Here is a 16,896-nt window from a genome sequence, read left to right on the forward strand (position 1 = left end):
GCTTAGCCTCCGTTTTTGTTAGGAGTTTAAGATGGCTAGAGAATTTGCTCGAACCGATCGAGTAGCACAAGAAATTCAAAAAGAAATCGCGATGATCATTCAGCGCGAAGTTAAAGACCCACGTTTAGGTATGGTTACGGTTAATGCAGTAGAAATTACTCGTGATTTAGCGTACGCGAAAGTGTTCGTAACATTTTTTACCTTAGAAGGTCAAAATATTGATCATTCATTAGAAGTGCTAAATGAAGCGGCGAGCTACATTCGTACTTTATTAGCTAAACGTATTAAAGCCCGTATTATGCCTGAACTAAGGTTTGTTTATGACAAATCAATGGTTGAAGGTGTACGTATGGGGAACTTGGTTGATAAAGCTGTTGCTGAAGATGTTAAAAATCATCAAGGTGACAACGAAGAAGCTTCTGAGAGCGAGTAATAATGGCAAAGAAAAGAAAAGGCCGTGCTATAAATGGTGTTTTGTTGTTAGACAAGCCTTATGACATGTCATCAAATAGCGCTTTACAAAAAGTTAAGCGAATTTATTTTGCGCAAAAAGCGGGGCATACCGGTGCGTTAGACCCATTAGCAACAGGTATGCTGCCAATATGTTTAGGTGAGGGGACTAAGTTTTCACAGTTCTTACTAGATACCGATAAAACGTATCAGGTAACTGCCAAACTTGGCGTACGTACCACCACCAGTGACATTGACGGTGAAGTCGTTTGTGAGAAACCTGTTGATGTTTCTGCCGAGCAATTGGCAAACGCATTAGACAGTTTTCGTGGTACCACAAAGCAAGTACCATCAATGTATTCTGCCCTAAAACATCAAGGGCAACCGCTATATAAATATGCGCGTGAAGGTATTGAAGTTCCTCGTGAGTCTCGTGACATTACTGTCTATAATTTAGAGTTATTGCGCTTTGAAGGTGATGAAGTAGATTTAGATATTCATGTCTCTAAAGGTACCTATATTCGCACCATTATTGATGATTTAGGCGAATTGTTAGGGTGTGGTGCTCATGTTGCGCATCTACATCGCAGCGCCGTAGGGAATTACCCAACGGACCGCATGGTAACCATGACTCAACTAGAAGCTTTACTTGAACAAGCGCAAGCGGAAGAGGTTGCACCAGCGGTTTATTTAGACCCATTACTGCTACCGATGACAACGGCATGTGACGGAATTCCAGCGGTATTTGTTGATGATATGTCAGCGAATTTTTTACGTCATGGTAACCCTGTGCAATGTACTAATGCGCCAAGTGAAGGCTTAGTACAAGTATTTATTGGTGATGATGTTGAAACTGGTGAGTTTATTGGCGTCGGCCAAATAGATGATGACGGTTTAGTTGCACCTAAACGCATTACGGTTGTTGCCTAGTGCCTACAAGGCAGGCATTGTTAATGAATGGCTTGCAATTATGGTCGTTGTTGCTAGAATACGCGCTCTTTAGAACGTCTTGCTGATTTAGTGTTCGGCTCGACGCGATTTTTAAAACACTAAAATAAAGGTAAATATTATGTCTTTAAATGCAGCAGAAAAAGCAGCAATCGTTGCTGAATACGCACAATCTGAAGGTGACACTGGTTCTCCAGAAGTACAAGTTGCTTTGTTATCTACACAAATCAACCACTTACAAGGTCACTTCAAAGAGCACATCCATGATCACCACTCTCGTCGTGGTTTATTACGCATGGTAAGCCAACGTCGTAAATTACTTGATTACTTAAAAGGCAAAAACGTTGAACGTTACACTGCTTTAATCGGTAAATTAGGTTTACGTCGCTAAGACACACTTTACTTACCAAAGTAAGCAAAGAATTATCAAAGGAGCTTTATAGCTCCTTTTTTTATGCCTGTAAAAACGTTAATCGCTGGTCAATAAAGCCCTGTCTTTTATTTAATTTAGTTCTAGAGATAAATAATCTTGAGCGGAGTTGGCGTTATTATTATGCTAAGTCAAAGAAAATTAACGCGCTTGCGCTAAAATCTCATTATCTATTGATGAGGAATTTCTTATGACATCTATCCCAGAATTTATGACGACTAAACATCGCGAATGTGATGAATTTTTTATCGCAGCAGAAAATGCAGTGGCTGATAATAATTGGTCACTTGCCGCGCAAACCTTTAGTCAATTTTCGCAAGAACTTACATTACATTTAGAAGCTGAGGAGAATATTTTATTTCCTGAGTTTGAGCAGGCAACTGGTATTACTCAGGGCCCTACGCAAGTAATGCGTGGTGAACACCAACAAATGCGCGCTTTAGTTGCAGAACTAGCACAGTCATTAACGAATGAAGACAAAGATAGTTATATTGGCGCATCGGAAACACTAATGGTATTAATGCAACAGCATAATATGAAAGAAGAGATGATGCTTTACCCTATGACACAACAGCGTGTTCCTGAGCCTGATGCGCTGTTAAACCATGTTGTTGAACACTGTAAAACAGCTGAAAATAGCTAGTCAGTATAAATGAAAACGACCGAAGTAGATGTTAGCGCGCTGGCGCCACCTGAGCCAATGCAAGTTATTTTATTAACGTTATCCACGCTGCCTGATAACGGTATGCTAAAGGTTTTGCATCGACGCGAACCATTTCCTTTGTATGAACGCCTTATAGCTAGTGGTTGGGTATATTACAGTGAAAAAATAGCAGACGATCAGGTGGTGATCCATATTGCCCACCAGCGCAATAGCCAACAATTTACTGATTTTATTGTCCAGCGCACATCAACGTCAGTCCAAAGATGAATGTTACAAGCCTGTCTTTTAGTGCCTTACCAGCGATAAGTATACCGTTTCGTTACTTTATAACCGCGGCGTTAATGCTGATTGCCACGTCATTACTGATTTTATTTCTCGGCGAAGAGGTTTGGACAAGTCGCTGGCAGCCAGGAATGTTAGCTATTACTCATCTATTTACCTTAGGCTTTATGTCTATGGTAATGATGGGGGCACTATATCAATTCTTACCAGTTATCGGTGGCGTTGGTATCGCGAACGCAAACAGGGTTGCTAATGTTTCGCATGGTTTACATACCTTAGGTACCTTGGCATTAGTGCTAAATTTTATTATGCCAACAACCTTATTGTTGATGATTGCTATATCAACATTGGGACTAGGGTTCTCGTATTATATTTATTCAGTTGCTCGCGTTTTAATTAAAAAACTTAGCCAAGGAGACACTATTGTTGGCATAAGGATAGCACTTTTATCTTTGCTACTTGTTGTGGTTTTAGGGTTGCTAATTCTTATTCAAAACAGCGGCAATGGCTTTTCAATGCTAAACTTTCTTGCCGACAAAAACTATACTGACATTCATGCTTTATTTGGCGGCTTTGGTTGGGGTGGTTTATTGATTTTTGCCGTTAGTTTACAAGTTATCCCGATGTTTCATGTTACGCCAAACTTTCCTAAGTTATTGGCAAGGTGGTTACCTGCAGTTGACATAGTACTGCTATTGCTATTATTTGTTATTACGCCAAATAGCGTTGTTGGCAGTATACTCGTAGGGATGGTACTTGCTCTGCTCACATTTTATAATTTAGTGATACTTAAACTTTTTAGGCAAAGAAAACGTAAAGTTACAGATACTAGCGTGCAATTTTGGCAATTTGCGGCAAGTAGTTTTTTTCTTTTAGTTTGTTTATATTTTCTGCCTGACACTGTTTTTGATTCGGTATTTTCGGGTAAGAAATCGCTGTTATTTGGTGCTGTTTTCGTCCACTTTTATCTGGTTAGCATTATAGAAGCCATGTTGCTAAAAATTACCTCATTTTTACCTTATACCCATTTACAAAATTTATGTATGACTAATTTTTCGGCGATGGCGCATTTACCTCATATGCATGAACTATTGTTGAAAAAACATGGTCGCTGGCTATTTTATGTGCATCTATTGTCGTGTATTGCTCTTGGTATAACCTTAGCTGATAGTGCTTTTTACTGGCTATTTGGAATGGCAATGTTAATTGAGTTTACCGGCTTATTAGCATTAATGTTGCGTAGTTTGTATTTGTATAAGCAATGCTTAAATAAAATAGAAGCAAATAGTGCCGTATAAGTAAGGTTAATTATTCCTACTGAGTATATTGCTGTCTTGAGTTTACCTAAATGTTTGTTCTATTTTAATGCTAACGTTTAACAATTATGCTTTGACGCTAGTAAAAACCTATTCGTTAAGTATAATGTGCGTGCAAAATTTATAATTGCAAAAAACTAATCAATCAAACTGTATAATTTTTTGTTCTACTTAGTGCGTTACTCATGTTAACGCCTTAATATTTAGATAAATATTTAAGCATGTAACTAAGTGAATAAATAATTGTACAGATTGATTAAATCTAAAATATTTAAGGAACTTATTATATGTTCAAACCAGTTACTAAAACCTTTGAGTTTGGTCAACACACAGTAACACTTGAAACGGGTGTTATTGCACGTCAAGCGTCATGTGCTGTAATGGCAAGCATGGACGATACTTCAGTACTTGTTTCTGTTGTTGGTAAAAAAGAAGCGAAAGAAGGTCAAGACTTCTTTCCATTAACGGTTAACTACCAAGAGCGTACTTACGCTGCAGGTAAAATTCCAGGTGGTTTCTTTAAGCGTGAAGGTCGTCCTTCAGAAGAAGAAACATTAATCGCACGTTTAATTGACCGTCCAATTCGTCCATTATTCCCTGAAGGGTTTACTAACGAAGTTCAAGTTATTATCACTGTTGTTTCAGCTAACCCTGAAATAGCCCCTGATATTATTTCTTTATTAGGTACTTCTGCAGCGTTAGCTATTTCAGGTATGCCATTTAGTGGCCCTGTTGGTGCAGCGCGCGTTGGTTACACTGACGGTAAATATATTCTTAACCCATTACAATCTGAATTAGCTACTTCACAACTTGATTTAGTTGTATCTGGTACTGATTCTGCCGTATTAATGGTTGAGTCAGAAGCTGACGTACTTTCTGAGGAAGTGATGTTAGGTGCTGTTGTCTATGGTCACGAGCAAATGCAAACGGCTATCAAAGCAATTAACGAAATGGCTGCTGAAGTAAATAACCCTAAATGGGAATGGGAAGCACCTGTTAAGAACGCTGAGTTAATTGCTAAAATTGCTGAGCTTTCTGAAGCACAAGTTAACGAAGCATACCAAATTACTGAAAAAGCAGCACGTTATGAAAAAGTTGCTGAAATCCGCAATGCAGTTATTGAGCAATTACTTGAAGCTGATGCAGAACTTAACGTGCAAGAAGCAAAAGACTTATTCCACGACTTAGAAAAAACAGTTGTTCGTGGTCGAATCACTCAAGGCTCTCCACGTATTGATGGTCGTGATCCTGAAATGATTCGTGCATTAGACGTGATGACAGGTGTATTGCCACGTACTCACGGCTCTGCAGTATTTACACGTGGTGAAACTCAAGCTCTAGTAACAGCAACGCTTGGTACACAACGTGATGCACAACGCCTTGATACTATCATGGGTGAAAAAACTGATAACTTCATGTTGCATTACAACTTCCCTCCATACTGTGTAGGTGAAACTGGTTTTGTTGGTTCTCCTAAGCGTCGTGAAATTGGTCATGGCCGTTTAGCGAAACGTGGTATGTTAGCTGTTATGCCTTCAGCTGAAGAATTCCCATATGCAGTTCGTGTTGTATCTGAAATTACTGAATCAAATGGTTCTTCTTCAATGGCTTCTGTATGTGGTACTTCATTAGCACTTATGGATGCTGGTGTACCAATTAAAGCATCGGTTGCTGGTATTGCCATGGGTCTAGTTAAAGAAGGCGAAAACTTTGTTGTTCTTTCAGATATCTTGGGTGATGAAGATCACTTAGGTGATATGGACTTTAAAGTAGCTGGTACTACTGGTGGTATTACTGCACTTCAAATGGATATTAAGATTGAAGGTATCACACAAGAAATCATGCAAATTGCTTTAAACCAAGCAAAAGCAGCTCGTACTCACATTTTAAGTGTGATGGATGAAGCGATTGAAGGGCACCGTGAAGATATTTCTGAATTTGCTCCGCGTATCCATACTATGAAAGTTTCACAAGATAAGATCCGTGACATCATTGGTAAAGGTGGTGCAACAATTCGTCAGTTAACTGAAGAAACTGGCACTACCATTGAAATTGAAGATGACGGTACAGTTAAAATTGCAGCTACTGACGGCGAGCAAGCGAAAGATGCTATCGCGCGTATTACTGCATTAACGGCAGAAATTGAAGTAGGTACAATTTACACAGGTAAAGTTGTACGTATCGTAGACTTTGGTGCGTTTGTAAACGTATTACCAGGTAAAGACGGTTTAGTACATATTTCTCAAATTTCTGAAGAACGTGTTAACGCTGTTAGCGATGTTTTAAAAGAAGGTCAGGAAGTTACTGTTAAAGTACTTGAGGTTGACCGTCAGGGGCGTGTGCGTTTGAGCATGAAAGAAGCTGCTGAAAAATCAGCTGAAGCGGCTCCAGAAGCAGATGCTGCAGAGTAATATAATAGTAAAACAAACTTAACGTTATTGAGCAACAAATTATAACGTTTTAGTGTTGATAAAAAGGGAGCTTATTAGCTCCCTTTTTTATATACTCGATAAGTTAAAAAAATTGACTAAAGGTTATGTATTTCGTGCGTTTACTTAATAATAAATTATTTTCCAGAAAACAATTTTCAAAAGTTACTTTTTCAAAAGCTATTTTTTCCAAAGTATTATTAATTTCTGGCTTGGTATTAGCGCAAGGTTGTAGCACCACAACTAATCAAGCTACGCCATCAGTGATTGGCCAACTTATTATTGCTGAGCCAATTGCAATTAGTTATAAAAGTGAAATTGCACTAGCGCGATTAAGCCAAGTGTTACAACGTGCTGAAATTAGCGATGGGCAACGAGCTGAATTGTTTTATCAACGTGGTGTTGAATATGACAAAGTCGGCTTACGAGCATTAGCACGCTTTGATTTTAATCAAGCGATTAACTTAAAACCAGACATGGTTGATGCCTATAACTTTTTGGGCATTCACTTTACACAACTACAAGAGTTTAATCAGGCTTATGACGCATTTGACTCGGCAATTGAGTTAGCCCCTGATCATGAATATGCATATTTAAACCGAGGTATTGCGCTGTATTATGGTGGTCGTCCAAGTCTCGCCGCAGATGATTTTAAAGTATTTAGGCAGTATCAACAAAATGACCCTTACCGTGTGTTATGGCAGTACTTAGCAGATATTGAAACTGATCAACAAAAAGCTGTAGCAGATTTATCTGTTTACGCACAGTTAATTGATGAAAGCGTTTGGGCAAAGAATGTGATCAATTTATATCTTGGAAAAATGTCACAAGCGGCATTTATAGATCACTTAGCTGACAAAGTTAGCTCAAATAAAGCTTTAACTGAGCGTTTATGTGAAGCTTACTTTTATTTAGGTAAATATAGCCAAATGAAAGGGGATGTGAATTCAGCAATTAACTTTTTTAAATTGGCATTAAGTACGAATGTTTATGAATTTGTTGAACATAGGTATGCGAAATTAGAGTTGGACCTTATGCGTCAATCAATACAACAGAATAAACCGGTACAATAAACCTATTTTTTTCTTGTAGAATGACAGCTTTTAAACCTCGTTTATTAATAAGTTTAGTAGTCACAATGCTGCTAAGCTTATTTTTTTATGCTGAGTTTTGTCGTCATAAAATTGAGCAGGCAACAATTCAACCCGCGCAATTAGCGTTTCTCGATGCCATTGAACCTTTTTCTACAGCTACGATACGTTTGGAGCAATTGTCAGCAGAAAAAAATACCGTTGCTTGGTTGCATTTAGCAAAATTGTACGCAAAAGAAAGTGCCGATATTGCCTATCAATTAGCGCAGTACTATCTTATAGAAAAACAAACGAATGCTGCAGTACTATGGTACCAAACCGCTATTCGTCAGCAGCATGTTGCTGCCCATATTGCCTTAGCCAATTACTATTATATTAACCAGCGTTATTCCGATATTGTGCCGTTATTATTACCAGTAAAAGATCATGATGACGCTTTGATTTTACTTTATAAAGTGGCACTTCAATTGGGAAATATTGATCTTATTTTTCAATATCAGGAACAATTTGCCAATATTGAGCAAGTCGGTTTTTATCAAGAGTTAAAGTCATTCTCGGTCTTTGATGCCAACAACATAGCTCCGAGCAAACAATGTGATATTGACGTGCAATTGTTTGCGACTAATTTAGAGGGGCTACGCCACGCTCAGCAGTTAATCAACCAATTCCAACACCACCAACTCTCTCGGTTTATGTGTTTATATACGCCTAAATATATTCCGAAAACAGCGCTAAATTGTTTGCACTCATCACACGAAAAAATTTCCTGTAAGGCCAGTGTATGGGAAGGGCGCCAAGATATCTCTAGTCGTTATTTAGGTGTTATTGTTGAGCGCGGAGGGGCAAATGTTGATAATGGTATTATGTACCTCGACCAACAAGATGATGCTAACGTTCTGGCACATGAACTAGCGCACTTTGTCGGCTTTATTGATGAGTACCCATTACCAGCACGACATCAAAAGTGCCAGCAACTCCAGCAACAGACTTTCTCGCATAATATAGTTACGCTCGCAAAGCATTACCGTGGTGATAGGCTGAGCATCAGAGAATCTATATTGTCTCAACTTCCCTGGGGAACATTAATTAAACCGACAACACCAATATTAACGAAAATGAATTCTGGCTGGCAATTAACAACACCTGCAGAATTTCAAAATGAATTAGGTGTATTTCCTGCTAAAACTTGTGAGAGAAATGCTAATGTTCAGGCATTTAAACCTTATTATGCTCGCACGCAGCTTGAGTATTTTGAGCTTGCGCTACCAACAGCATATATTGATATTCTAACATTAAAAACTAATCAGTTTTTAATGCCAAGCTATCATTATAATGTTAGCCGCGATCTCGCTAAGCAGGGTAAATATCAGCGAGCAATGGAAGTTCTACGCACTGCTTTATTTGATTAATTATGGCTCAAGTTATTTAATAGCTAAAGAATATAGCTAACTTAACATCATTGTAGCATTTGATATTAAGTTAGCGACAATAAGCTTAGTGCTGTTCAAACGGTGTGCTGGTATGTTCTTTAAATGTTGTAGTATCTTTGTAGTGTTTTAAATGTGTTGCTGAGCTTATATATTCTTGCTGCTGAACGACGGTATTCTTTCTTACTTTGGCAATAGGCCACATGGTATTGTTATTAAAAGTTGTTAATTCTTGCTCAAGTGACATTTTATTATTTTTAGGAGATTTTACTCTTGTCGGGCGAATAAACCATGAAAATAATGACATACAGCTGGCTCCTTGAATTACTCTTATTAAGTTATAGCTCAGTTTTGCTATTCTTGCTGCTTTTAGCATGACTATTTTTACAAAACTGTTAGCATTTTTAGGTGATTTAGAGAACTTAACTGACAAGTTAAGATATAATAATGACAATTAAATGACTTCCTTATTGCATTAATTTGAAATGATAGAATGTATGACCGCTTTTTCTGCCGCTGACTTTCGAAAACAGTTCCCAATATTACGAGAAATGATTAATGGCAAACCATTAGTCTATTTAGATAACGCCGCAAGTACTCAAAAACCGACATCCGTTACCGACTGTTATCAAGATTATTATAATACTAGCAATGCCAATGTTCACCGAGCCTCCCATGCGTTAAGTGCAAAAGCAACCAAGGCTTATGAAGAGTCTCGTGAGCAGATAAAAACTTTTATTAATGCTAAAAGTACTAAGGAAATTATATGGACAAAAGGCAGTACTGAAAGCATTAACTTAGTTGCACAATCGTGGGGGCGAGATTTTTTAAAAGCTAATGATGAAATAGTGTTAAGTTATGCCGAACACCACGCCAATATTGTACCGTGGCAAATCGTTGCTCAGCAAACAGGGGCAAAAATAAAACTACTGCCATTAAATGATCAAGGTCGGATAGATATTACCAAAATTTCCGGTGTTATTGGTGAAAAAACTCGTATTGTTTGCTGCGCCCATATTTCCAATGTTCTGGGGCGTGTTAATCCAATTGAAGAAACCATAAAATATGCAAAAAAATATCAGGCTCTGACACTTATTGATGGCGCTCAAGCTATCGCGCACTTGCCTGTTGATGTACAAGCATTAGACTGCGACTTCTATCTCTTTTCTGCCCATAAAATGTACGGACCAACAGGTGTTGGTGTGCTTTACGGGAAACAGCAAGTGCTCAACGATATGTCACCCTATCAGGCCGGCGGCGAGATGATTAAATCTGTCAGCTTCGAACAGACAACCTTCAATGATTTACCGCATAAGTTTGAAGCGGGAACACCTAATATTGCCGGAATTGTTGCATTTGGAGCCACTTTACGATTTTTAGAAAATCAGCAAAGTGTTGAGTTGATGGAGTATGAACAGTATTTAACACAGTACTGCTTTACGCAACTTTCGCAAATTTCAGGTTTGAAATTTATTGTGAAAGGGCAGCCAGACATTCCGGTATTTTCATTTACGCTTAACGGGCAGCATAACCATGACGTTGCTGCTGAGCTTGATAGTTTAGGCATTGCAGTACGTTCTGGCCATCATTGTGCAATGCCTTTAATGCAGTATTTAAATATCGATGGTTGCATTCGTTTATCTTTGGCGGCCTATAACAGTATTGAAGAAATTGATTATGTAATCGAAGCATTAAGAAAAATAACTGAGACGACTATAGCTGTAAAAGTCCCAACGATGACTCATGAAACGGCAAATGAGCAAAATAATGCAAGCAATGTTGAAAAAAACATAAACGCATTGGCTGTTGAAGATATATTGTCATTGTTTCAACATGCGAAAAGCTGGGACAGTAAGCACCGTGAAATAATGATGTTAGGGAAAAATCAAGCGCGGTTAGAGCAGTCATTGAAAACCCAACAATCGCTTATTTCAGGTTGTGAAAGCTCAGCGTGGCTATATTGCCAGAGACAGCCATCGGGTAATTATTACTTTAGTGGTGATAGCGATGCCAAGGTAATTCGCGGACTTATTGCCATTGTTTTAGCGGCAGTAAATAATAAGAGTGCTGAACAAATTTTAGCATTTGATATGCAGGCATATTTTGACGAACTTGGCTTATTACAACACTTGAGTCCATCTCGCGGAAATGGTTTAAATTCGATTGTTAATAAAATTTATCAAATAGTTGGCGCTTAAGTCACTGGGTACTATAGCGCATTGAAAAGGCTGATTAACTGCGAGTAAGCATTGAATTGATAAAGCAAATGCTTAAGTGTTTAAAACTCGCTTTAAATATTTATCAATTGCTTTTCCTACCGCAAAGAATGCAAAGCAAGCAGTAACATGTGTCGCTGCGCCAAAACCGCCGCTACAATCAAGGCGCATAGCTCCTTCATTTGCTTGTTTTGCGTGGCAAACATTACCTTCATTATCTGGATATCGTAGTTGTTCACTCGAAAATATTGCGTCAATTGAAAACTTTCGTTTCACATTACGAGAAAAATTATATTCACGACGTAATTGATTACGTACCTTTGCTAATAAAGGATCTTGAAAGGTTTGGCTTAAATCTGCAATGGAAATTTTACTTGGATCTATTTGCCCACCGGCACCACCAATGGTAATTATTGGCAACTTATTCCTTTTACAGTGCGCAATAATGGCACTTTTCACATTAACAGAGTCAATGGCGTCAACAACATAATCAATTGAATCTGTTAGTAGCTCTCTAACATTCTCCAAAGTGACGAAATCTTCTATTATGTTAACCTGACAGTCAGGATTGATTTGCTTGATCCTCGCTGCCATAACATCAACTTTACTTTCGCCAACAGTATCTGTTAGCGCATGTATTTGGCGGTTAATATTCGTTATACATAAGTCGTCTAAGTCAATTAATGTCAGTTGCCCAACACCATTACGAGCAAGTGCCTCGGCAACCCAAGAGCCAACACCGCCAATTCCTATGACACAGAAATGACCTTGTTGCAGAGCATTTGCTCCTTTATCGCCATATAAGCGAGTAATACCGCCAAACCTTAATTGATAATCAGACATAACCTAATAAAACCGTTAACTATAAATACGCTGGCTATTATAGCAGGGGCAGTGTCTAAATATTAAGAGTGCAAGCAGCATAATCCCTGATAAATTCGACATTTTTTTAGGTTGAGCAACGACTGTTGTTGATTTATTAATTGCTCACATTTATTTAGTTTATTTTCAATATTAATGCTTATGATGCCTAATAATACAAAGCAGAGCGGTAAATATACAAAATTGACGATTAATCCAGCATCTGTCAGCAAAGGCAGTAGAGCTAAGGTTAACATTAAGAAAAACAGCAGTAAAAAATGTATGATTTTTATCGATTTGATCAAAGTTTTCATAAAATAAATTCCCGTTTATTTTGCTTTTTTCAGTAGAGAACTCATTTTAGCGCTTGTAGTGATAGTTTTGAGGTGGCATATTTGACATTATTGATGGTGTTTGTGACATTTGTTTAAGGTTAAGTAGGATGAAAATTGCGGTTTTAGCATCTAATCAATGTGTTTTATCGGGTGTTTATGGTTTAGTTGATGTGTTTTTTGCTGCAGAGCATTGCCGGCAGCATCGCTATACAGCGCAAGAGCAAAGTGTAATATCATGTCAAATCGTTACCATAAATAACAAGCCGGTCAAAGGTTACAACGGTATAGCAATAGCGCCAACCTCTGACATTATTACCAATGAAATGCCTGATATTATTATAGTTTCTTCTTCGGTAAGAGCGGTTATTGATTGCTGTGCAGACGATGTTATGGTCGATAACTTACCGGAAGTTAAGCAATGGTTAGTGCAATGTCATCAGCAAGGGACAACGATTGCTAGTTATTGTACAGGGAGTTTTGTGCTTGCTTCATGCGGTTTGTTAAACGGGAAAACCGCGACCACGCATTGGCGTAGTGCGGACCTGTTTAGGCGATTATTTCCGTCAGTTCGTTTAGACTGTGACCGTATGCTAATAGACAATGGTAAAGTTATTTGTTCAGCCGGCTCAATGTCTTATATTGATTTAGCATTATATTTGGTTGACAAATATGTCGGAAAAGATATTGCTTCTGATTGTGCGAAGTTAATTGTTTTCGATCCCGTACGGCAAAAGCAATCACCCTACGCTTCGTTTCAAGCACAAAAAGAACATAACGACCAAGCTATATTAAAAGCACAAGAGTGGATTGAATCTCACTTTAATAATGATGTTTTTATTGACGAACTTGCTGAGCGAGTAGGCTTAGGTGCCCGAACTTTTAAGCGGCGCTTTAAACAAGCAACGGCAGAAACACCACTTAGTTATTTGCAGCGAATAAGAGTAGAACATGCCAAACAACGTTTAGAAAAAACCACCGAACCAATAAATCAAATAATTTGGTCAATTGGTTATGAAGATATCAGTAGTTTTCGGCAGTTATTTAAGCGCTTTACTGGGGTTACGCCAAAGGATTATCGTGAGAAATTCGCTTAATATTACTATCAATATTTAACTGTGATAATTATTTTATATAGATGGTAGTTTAACGATAAATATAGTTTGCTGTTCATCGATAATTTCAAAATATATTTCACCGTGTTGTACTTCGGTCATCAGTTTAGCAGAATATGTGCCTAAGCCCGTACCACTGTTGTGGTTCGAGCTACTATATTTCTCAAATAACGTCGCACGTAAATCTTTTGGAATAACGCCTTGATTGGTTATTTGAAAGCTTACATGACTCATTTCATCCGTTAATGAAAGTGTTATTTCATCATTGTTTTGTGATGCCTCTACGGCATTTTTAACGAGATTATTAAAAATTGATAAACACAATAAGGGTTCACCGGTGATCATTTGTGTTTTTTCAAAACCTATAAAGTTAAAATTCAGTGACTTTTCTTGTGATATCACTGACATGGCATTAGCTGCGTCTTTTATCATTTGGTTTAGGTTTACACGTTGTGATGACAACTGGTAAATACCTTGTTCAATTTTATATAAATTCAATGAATTGTTGATCATATCAACAACATTATTAACCGCTTTGTTAATTGAGTTTGCCGCAGATTTATCTTGCAAACGCACCGTTTCAAATAGTATGTTATTGAGCGGCCCCTTAAGATCATGATGGGTGATTTTTTCAATATCTTCACGAAGCTTAGCATTCTCTTTTAGGGTGGTTACTTGCTGTTCAAGCGCTGTATTTTGCTGCTTTAAGCGAATGTGTGTGGCAACACGTGCTCGCAATAAATCACCATTTAATGGTTTAGTTATATAATCAACTGCACCTAAATCAAAGCCATACTTTATATCGGAAATCTCTGATTTCGCACTAAGGAATATCACTGGAATATTGGCAGTTTCAGCATTGCTTTTTAACTTAGCGCAAACTTGATAACCATCCATTTCTGGCATCATAATATCGAGTAGAACTAATTCAATATTATGTTTTTTACTATTAACTATTTTTAATGCATGTTCACCAGATTTAGCGGCAATAACACGATAATATTCACGCAGGTTACCTGCCGCGACGTCAATATTACTGCTCTCATCATCAACCACTAGTATGCTAGGTTTTACGGGCTTTAATGGTTGGCTTAGCTGAATCGCTAAATGCTTGCTAGTTGGCTCTTTCACTTGAGTATTTTGTGCAAATATCTCATTTGTGGTTAAACGAAATAAGGCGTCAATGACGTGCTGACGTTTAAACGGTCTACGTAAAGTAATATGCTTAACTTCAGTTGTTTTTAGTGAACAATCAACATTTTCATTTTGATGTGATAAAACCAGTAGAGGTAAAATTGGTTGCGCTGTCAGGTTAACTAGCTCTGTGTGAATGAAAAGCGGTGTTTGGTCATTATGGTTATCGGTACATATTAATAAACTAATTGGTGATAACTCACAAAATTCCTGCGCATCGTCTAAGCTTTCAACGCAAGCAACATTCGTCTTACTCACCCCACAGGACAGTATAATATTAGCTATTGCTTCACGTACTAAGCGACTTTCGTCGATAATTAAAATCGGATCAAACACAAATAGAATACCGCTAAAAATATAATAAATTACTTTATTACTAAGAATATAGTGTTTGTAACAACAATGTACAGTGATTTATTTATCATAAAAAAGAATTAGATAACAAAAAGGCAACCTATAGGTTGCCTTTAAATCATGAACATTAAATTATCTGAATTATCTGTCTTTTAACGGTGTAAACTCGCGGTCGATTTCGCCAGTGTATTTTTGACGAGGACGACCAATTTTCTGACCTGGTTGACCTAGCATTTCATCCCAGTGAGCAATCCAACCAACGGTACGTGACATGGCGAAAATTACCGTAAACATGTTTGTTGGAATACCAATAGCTTTTAAGATAATACCTGAGTAAAAATCAACGTTAGGGTATAGTTTCTTCTCGATGAAGTAAGGGTCTTCAAGCGCTACTTTTTCAAGCGCCATAGCTACGTCAAGTAGTGGATCTTTGATACCTAGTTCAGTTAATACTTCATGACAGGTTTCACGCATTACCGTAGCACGTGGGTCGAAGTTTTTGTATACACGATGACCAAAGCCCATTAAACGGAATGGGTCAGACTTATCTTTTGCTTTAGCAACGAATTCATCAACCCGATCTAATGAACCAATTTCTTCTAGCATAGTTAAACATGCTTCGTTAGCACCGCCGTGAGCCGGGCCCCATAATGAAGCAACGCCAGCCGCGATACATGCGTAAGGGTTGGCACCAGATGAACCCGCTAAACGTACTGTTGACGTTGATGCGTTTTGTTCATGGTCAGCATGCAATGTGAAAATACGGTCCATAGCACGAGCAACTGTTGGGCTAACAACGTATTCTTCTGCTGGTACAGAGAACATCATATGTAGGAAGTTTTCAGCGTAAGTTAGGTCGTTACGTGGGTAAACAAAAGGTTGCCCGATGCTGTATTTATAGGCCATTGCTGCAATAGTTGGCATTTTCGCAATTAAGCGGTGTGCGCTACGCATACGTTGGTCAGCTTCGTTGATGTCTAAGTCACTGTGGTAAAATGATGACAATGCACCAACAACACCACATAACATCGCCATTGGATGCGCATCAGGTAAGAAACCTTGGAAAAAATGTACTAGCTTTTCATGAACCATAGTGTGGTTAGTGATGATGCTAGTGAATTCGTCATATTGTGTTTTAGTTGGTGCAGTGCCATTTAATAAAATATAACAAACTTCTAAGTAGTCAGCTTGCTTAGCAAGGCTATCAATAGGGTAACCACGGTGTTGAAGTACACCTTTGCCGCCATCGATGAAGGTAATTTCAGACTCACAAGAGGCTGTTGCTAAAAAACCTGGGTCATATGTGAAGTAGCCTGCGCCGCCTAGTGTACGTATATCTATTACGTCGTTACCGGCACTACCTTTTAAAATTGGCAAGTCGGCAACTACATTACCGTCGATACTAAGAGAGGCTTTTGAGTCAGCCATATGTTTCATCCCCATTAAATTTATTTATCTTGAAATTGTCAAAACCAAATGTTTAGTCAATTTTTGTGAATATTAAACTGCACGTATTCTACTTCAGATCACCCCCCAAAAGTCAATTCGTTTGTGAGTTACTTAGACTAAAGTCAAATGTTGCTAATGTTTTTTGTTGAGTATGGTTAATAATTAGTCGAAAGCCTTGAAACTAGGCTGAAACTTGTCAGTGAAGAAAATTGTAATTAATGATTTTCACCTATATAATCAAGCCGATCTGAATTCTGTTTTTGCATTCGTATGTTAAGTGTAAAAATATAATTCAAATCGGAGGGGGGTTATCTAGCATAATTAGTATAGATAACGTA

15 protein-coding genes are annotated in these 16,896 nt (G+C 38.0%); 11 read left to right on the forward strand and 4 right to left on the reverse strand.

What is annotated here, in order from left to right; translation table 11 throughout:
- The first annotated feature begins 31 nt into the window (after positions 1-31).
- The 9 genes from rbfA (at position 32) to AC27E9_RS10225 (ending at position 9,019) form a co-directional block, all read left to right on the forward strand.
- Positions 32-433 (forward strand): 30S ribosome-binding factor RbfA, encoded by a 402-nt coding sequence (rbfA, locus tag AC27E9_RS10185; RefSeq protein WP_487129783.1) that lies wholly within the window; start codon positions 32-34, stop codon positions 431-433.
- 2 nt (positions 434-435) lie between these two features.
- Positions 436-1,380 carry a tRNA pseudouridine(55) synthase TruB gene (truB, locus tag AC27E9_RS10190; RefSeq protein WP_487129785.1) on the forward strand — a complete coding sequence of 315 codons (945 nt, stop codon included), beginning with the start codon at positions 436-438 and terminating at the stop codon, positions 1,378-1,380.
- Positions 1,381-1,519: 139 nt separating this feature from the next.
- Entirely contained in the window at positions 1,520-1,789 is a 270-nt protein-coding gene (gene rpsO, locus AC27E9_RS10195; protein ID WP_085285070.1) for a 30S ribosomal protein S15, read from the forward strand.
- 229 nt (positions 1,790-2,018) lie between these two features.
- Positions 2,019-2,471 (forward strand): hemerythrin domain-containing protein, encoded by a 453-nt coding sequence (locus tag AC27E9_RS10200; RefSeq protein ID WP_487129787.1) that lies wholly within the window; start codon positions 2,019-2,021, stop codon positions 2,469-2,471.
- A gap of 9 nt (positions 2,472-2,480) precedes the next feature.
- Positions 2,481-2,759: a DUF2249 domain-containing protein gene (locus AC27E9_RS10205; protein WP_487129789.1), complete on the forward strand. Its 279-nt coding sequence runs from the start codon at positions 2,481-2,483 to the stop codon at positions 2,757-2,759.
- The gene (locus tag AC27E9_RS10210; RefSeq protein ID WP_487129791.1) at positions 2,756-4,072 is read left to right on the forward strand and encodes a hypothetical protein; all 1,317 of its coding nucleotides are present in this window, start codon (positions 2,756-2,758) and stop codon (positions 4,070-4,072) included. Before AC27E9_RS10205 ends, AC27E9_RS10210 begins: the two co-directional genes overlap by 4 nt.
- Before the next feature lie 305 nt (positions 4,073-4,377).
- On the forward strand, positions 4,378-6,501 hold the full coding sequence (pnp, locus tag AC27E9_RS10215) for a polyribonucleotide nucleotidyltransferase (protein ID WP_487129793.1): 2,124 nt from the start codon (positions 4,378-4,380) through the stop codon (positions 6,499-6,501).
- A 134-nt stretch (positions 6,502-6,635) separates the two neighbouring features.
- Positions 6,636-7,592 (forward strand): lipoprotein NlpI, encoded by a 957-nt coding sequence (gene nlpI / locus AC27E9_RS10220; RefSeq protein ID WP_487129795.1) that lies wholly within the window; start codon positions 6,636-6,638, stop codon positions 7,590-7,592.
- Between the two features lie 65 nt (positions 7,593-7,657).
- Positions 7,658-9,019, forward strand: coding sequence for a tetratricopeptide repeat protein (locus AC27E9_RS10225; RefSeq protein ID WP_487129797.1), 1,362 nt, complete (start codon positions 7,658-7,660; stop codon positions 9,017-9,019).
- A gap of 85 nt (positions 9,020-9,104) precedes the next feature.
- Here AC27E9_RS10225 and AC27E9_RS10230 read toward each other — a convergent pair whose 3' ends face one another.
- A complete protein-coding gene (locus AC27E9_RS10230; protein WP_487129799.1) occupies positions 9,105-9,344 on the reverse strand; it encodes a hypothetical protein in 240 nt (79 codons plus the stop codon).
- A gap of 190 nt (positions 9,345-9,534) precedes the next feature.
- Here AC27E9_RS10230 and AC27E9_RS10235 point away from each other — a divergent pair, with 190 nt between their 5' ends.
- A complete protein-coding gene (locus AC27E9_RS10235; RefSeq protein ID WP_487129801.1) occupies positions 9,535-11,235 on the forward strand; it encodes a SufS family cysteine desulfurase in 1,701 nt (566 codons plus the stop codon).
- 72 nt (positions 11,236-11,307) lie between these two features.
- Here the strand turns inward: AC27E9_RS10235 and tcdA are convergent, their stop codons facing one another.
- Complete coding sequence (tcdA, locus tag AC27E9_RS10240; protein WP_487129803.1) at positions 11,308-12,096, reverse strand: tRNA cyclic N6-threonylcarbamoyladenosine(37) synthase TcdA; 789 nt, start codon at positions 12,094-12,096, stop codon at positions 11,308-11,310.
- Between the two features lie 460 nt (positions 12,097-12,556).
- On the opposite strand from tcdA, the gene AC27E9_RS10245 reads away from it, so the two are divergent.
- Entirely contained in the window at positions 12,557-13,543 is a 987-nt protein-coding gene (locus AC27E9_RS10245) for a GlxA family transcriptional regulator (RefSeq protein ID WP_487129805.1), read from the forward strand.
- Between the two features lie 33 nt (positions 13,544-13,576).
- Here AC27E9_RS10245 and AC27E9_RS10250 read toward each other — a convergent pair whose 3' ends face one another.
- Positions 13,577-15,091, reverse strand: a complete 1,515-nt coding sequence (locus AC27E9_RS10250; protein ID WP_487129807.1) for a hybrid sensor histidine kinase/response regulator — start codon at positions 15,089-15,091, stop codon at positions 13,577-13,579.
- Between the two features lie 159 nt (positions 15,092-15,250).
- Positions 15,251-16,537, reverse strand: coding sequence for a citrate synthase (locus tag AC27E9_RS10255; RefSeq protein ID WP_487129809.1), 1,287 nt, complete (start codon positions 16,535-16,537; stop codon positions 15,251-15,253).
- Positions 16,538-16,896 lie beyond the last annotated feature (359 nt).

The sequence above is a fragment of the Colwellia meonggei genome (genome assembly GCF_057537295.1).

What these genes read in the sequence shown, in the direction of transcription:
- rbfA (WP_487129783.1), top strand. Translation starts at nt 32, where the DNA reads ATGGCTAGAGAATTTGCTCGAACCGATCGAGTAGCACAAGAAATTCAA.
- truB (WP_487129785.1), top strand. Translation starts at nt 436, where the DNA reads ATGGCAAAGAAAAGAAAAGGCCGTGCTATAAATGGTGTTTTGTTGTTA.
- rpsO (WP_085285070.1), top strand. Translation starts at nt 1,520, where the DNA reads ATGTCTTTAAATGCAGCAGAAAAAGCAGCAATCGTTGCTGAATACGCA.
- AC27E9_RS10200 (WP_487129787.1), top strand. Translation starts at nt 2,019, where the DNA reads ATGACATCTATCCCAGAATTTATGACGACTAAACATCGCGAATGTGAT.
- AC27E9_RS10205 (WP_487129789.1), top strand. Translation starts at nt 2,481, where the DNA reads ATGAAAACGACCGAAGTAGATGTTAGCGCGCTGGCGCCACCTGAGCCA.
- AC27E9_RS10210 (WP_487129791.1), top strand. Translation starts at nt 2,756, where the DNA reads ATGAATGTTACAAGCCTGTCTTTTAGTGCCTTACCAGCGATAAGTATA.
- pnp (WP_487129793.1), top strand. Translation starts at nt 4,378, where the DNA reads ATGTTCAAACCAGTTACTAAAACCTTTGAGTTTGGTCAACACACAGTA.
- AC27E9_RS10225 (WP_487129797.1), top strand. Translation starts at nt 7,658, where the DNA reads ATGCTGCTAAGCTTATTTTTTTATGCTGAGTTTTGTCGTCATAAAATT.
- AC27E9_RS10230 (WP_487129799.1), bottom strand. Translation starts at nt 9,344, where the DNA reads ATGTCATTATTTTCATGGTTTATTCGCCCGACAAGAGTAAAATCTCCT.
- AC27E9_RS10235 (WP_487129801.1), top strand. Translation starts at nt 9,535, where the DNA reads ATGACCGCTTTTTCTGCCGCTGACTTTCGAAAACAGTTCCCAATATTA.
- tcdA (WP_487129803.1), bottom strand. Translation starts at nt 12,096, where the DNA reads ATGTCTGATTATCAATTAAGGTTTGGCGGTATTACTCGCTTATATGGC.
- AC27E9_RS10245 (WP_487129805.1), top strand. Translation starts at nt 12,557, where the DNA reads ATGAAAATTGCGGTTTTAGCATCTAATCAATGTGTTTTATCGGGTGTT.
- AC27E9_RS10255 (WP_487129809.1), bottom strand. Translation starts at nt 16,537, where the DNA reads ATGGCTGACTCAAAAGCCTCTCTTAGTATCGACGGTAATGTAGTTGCC.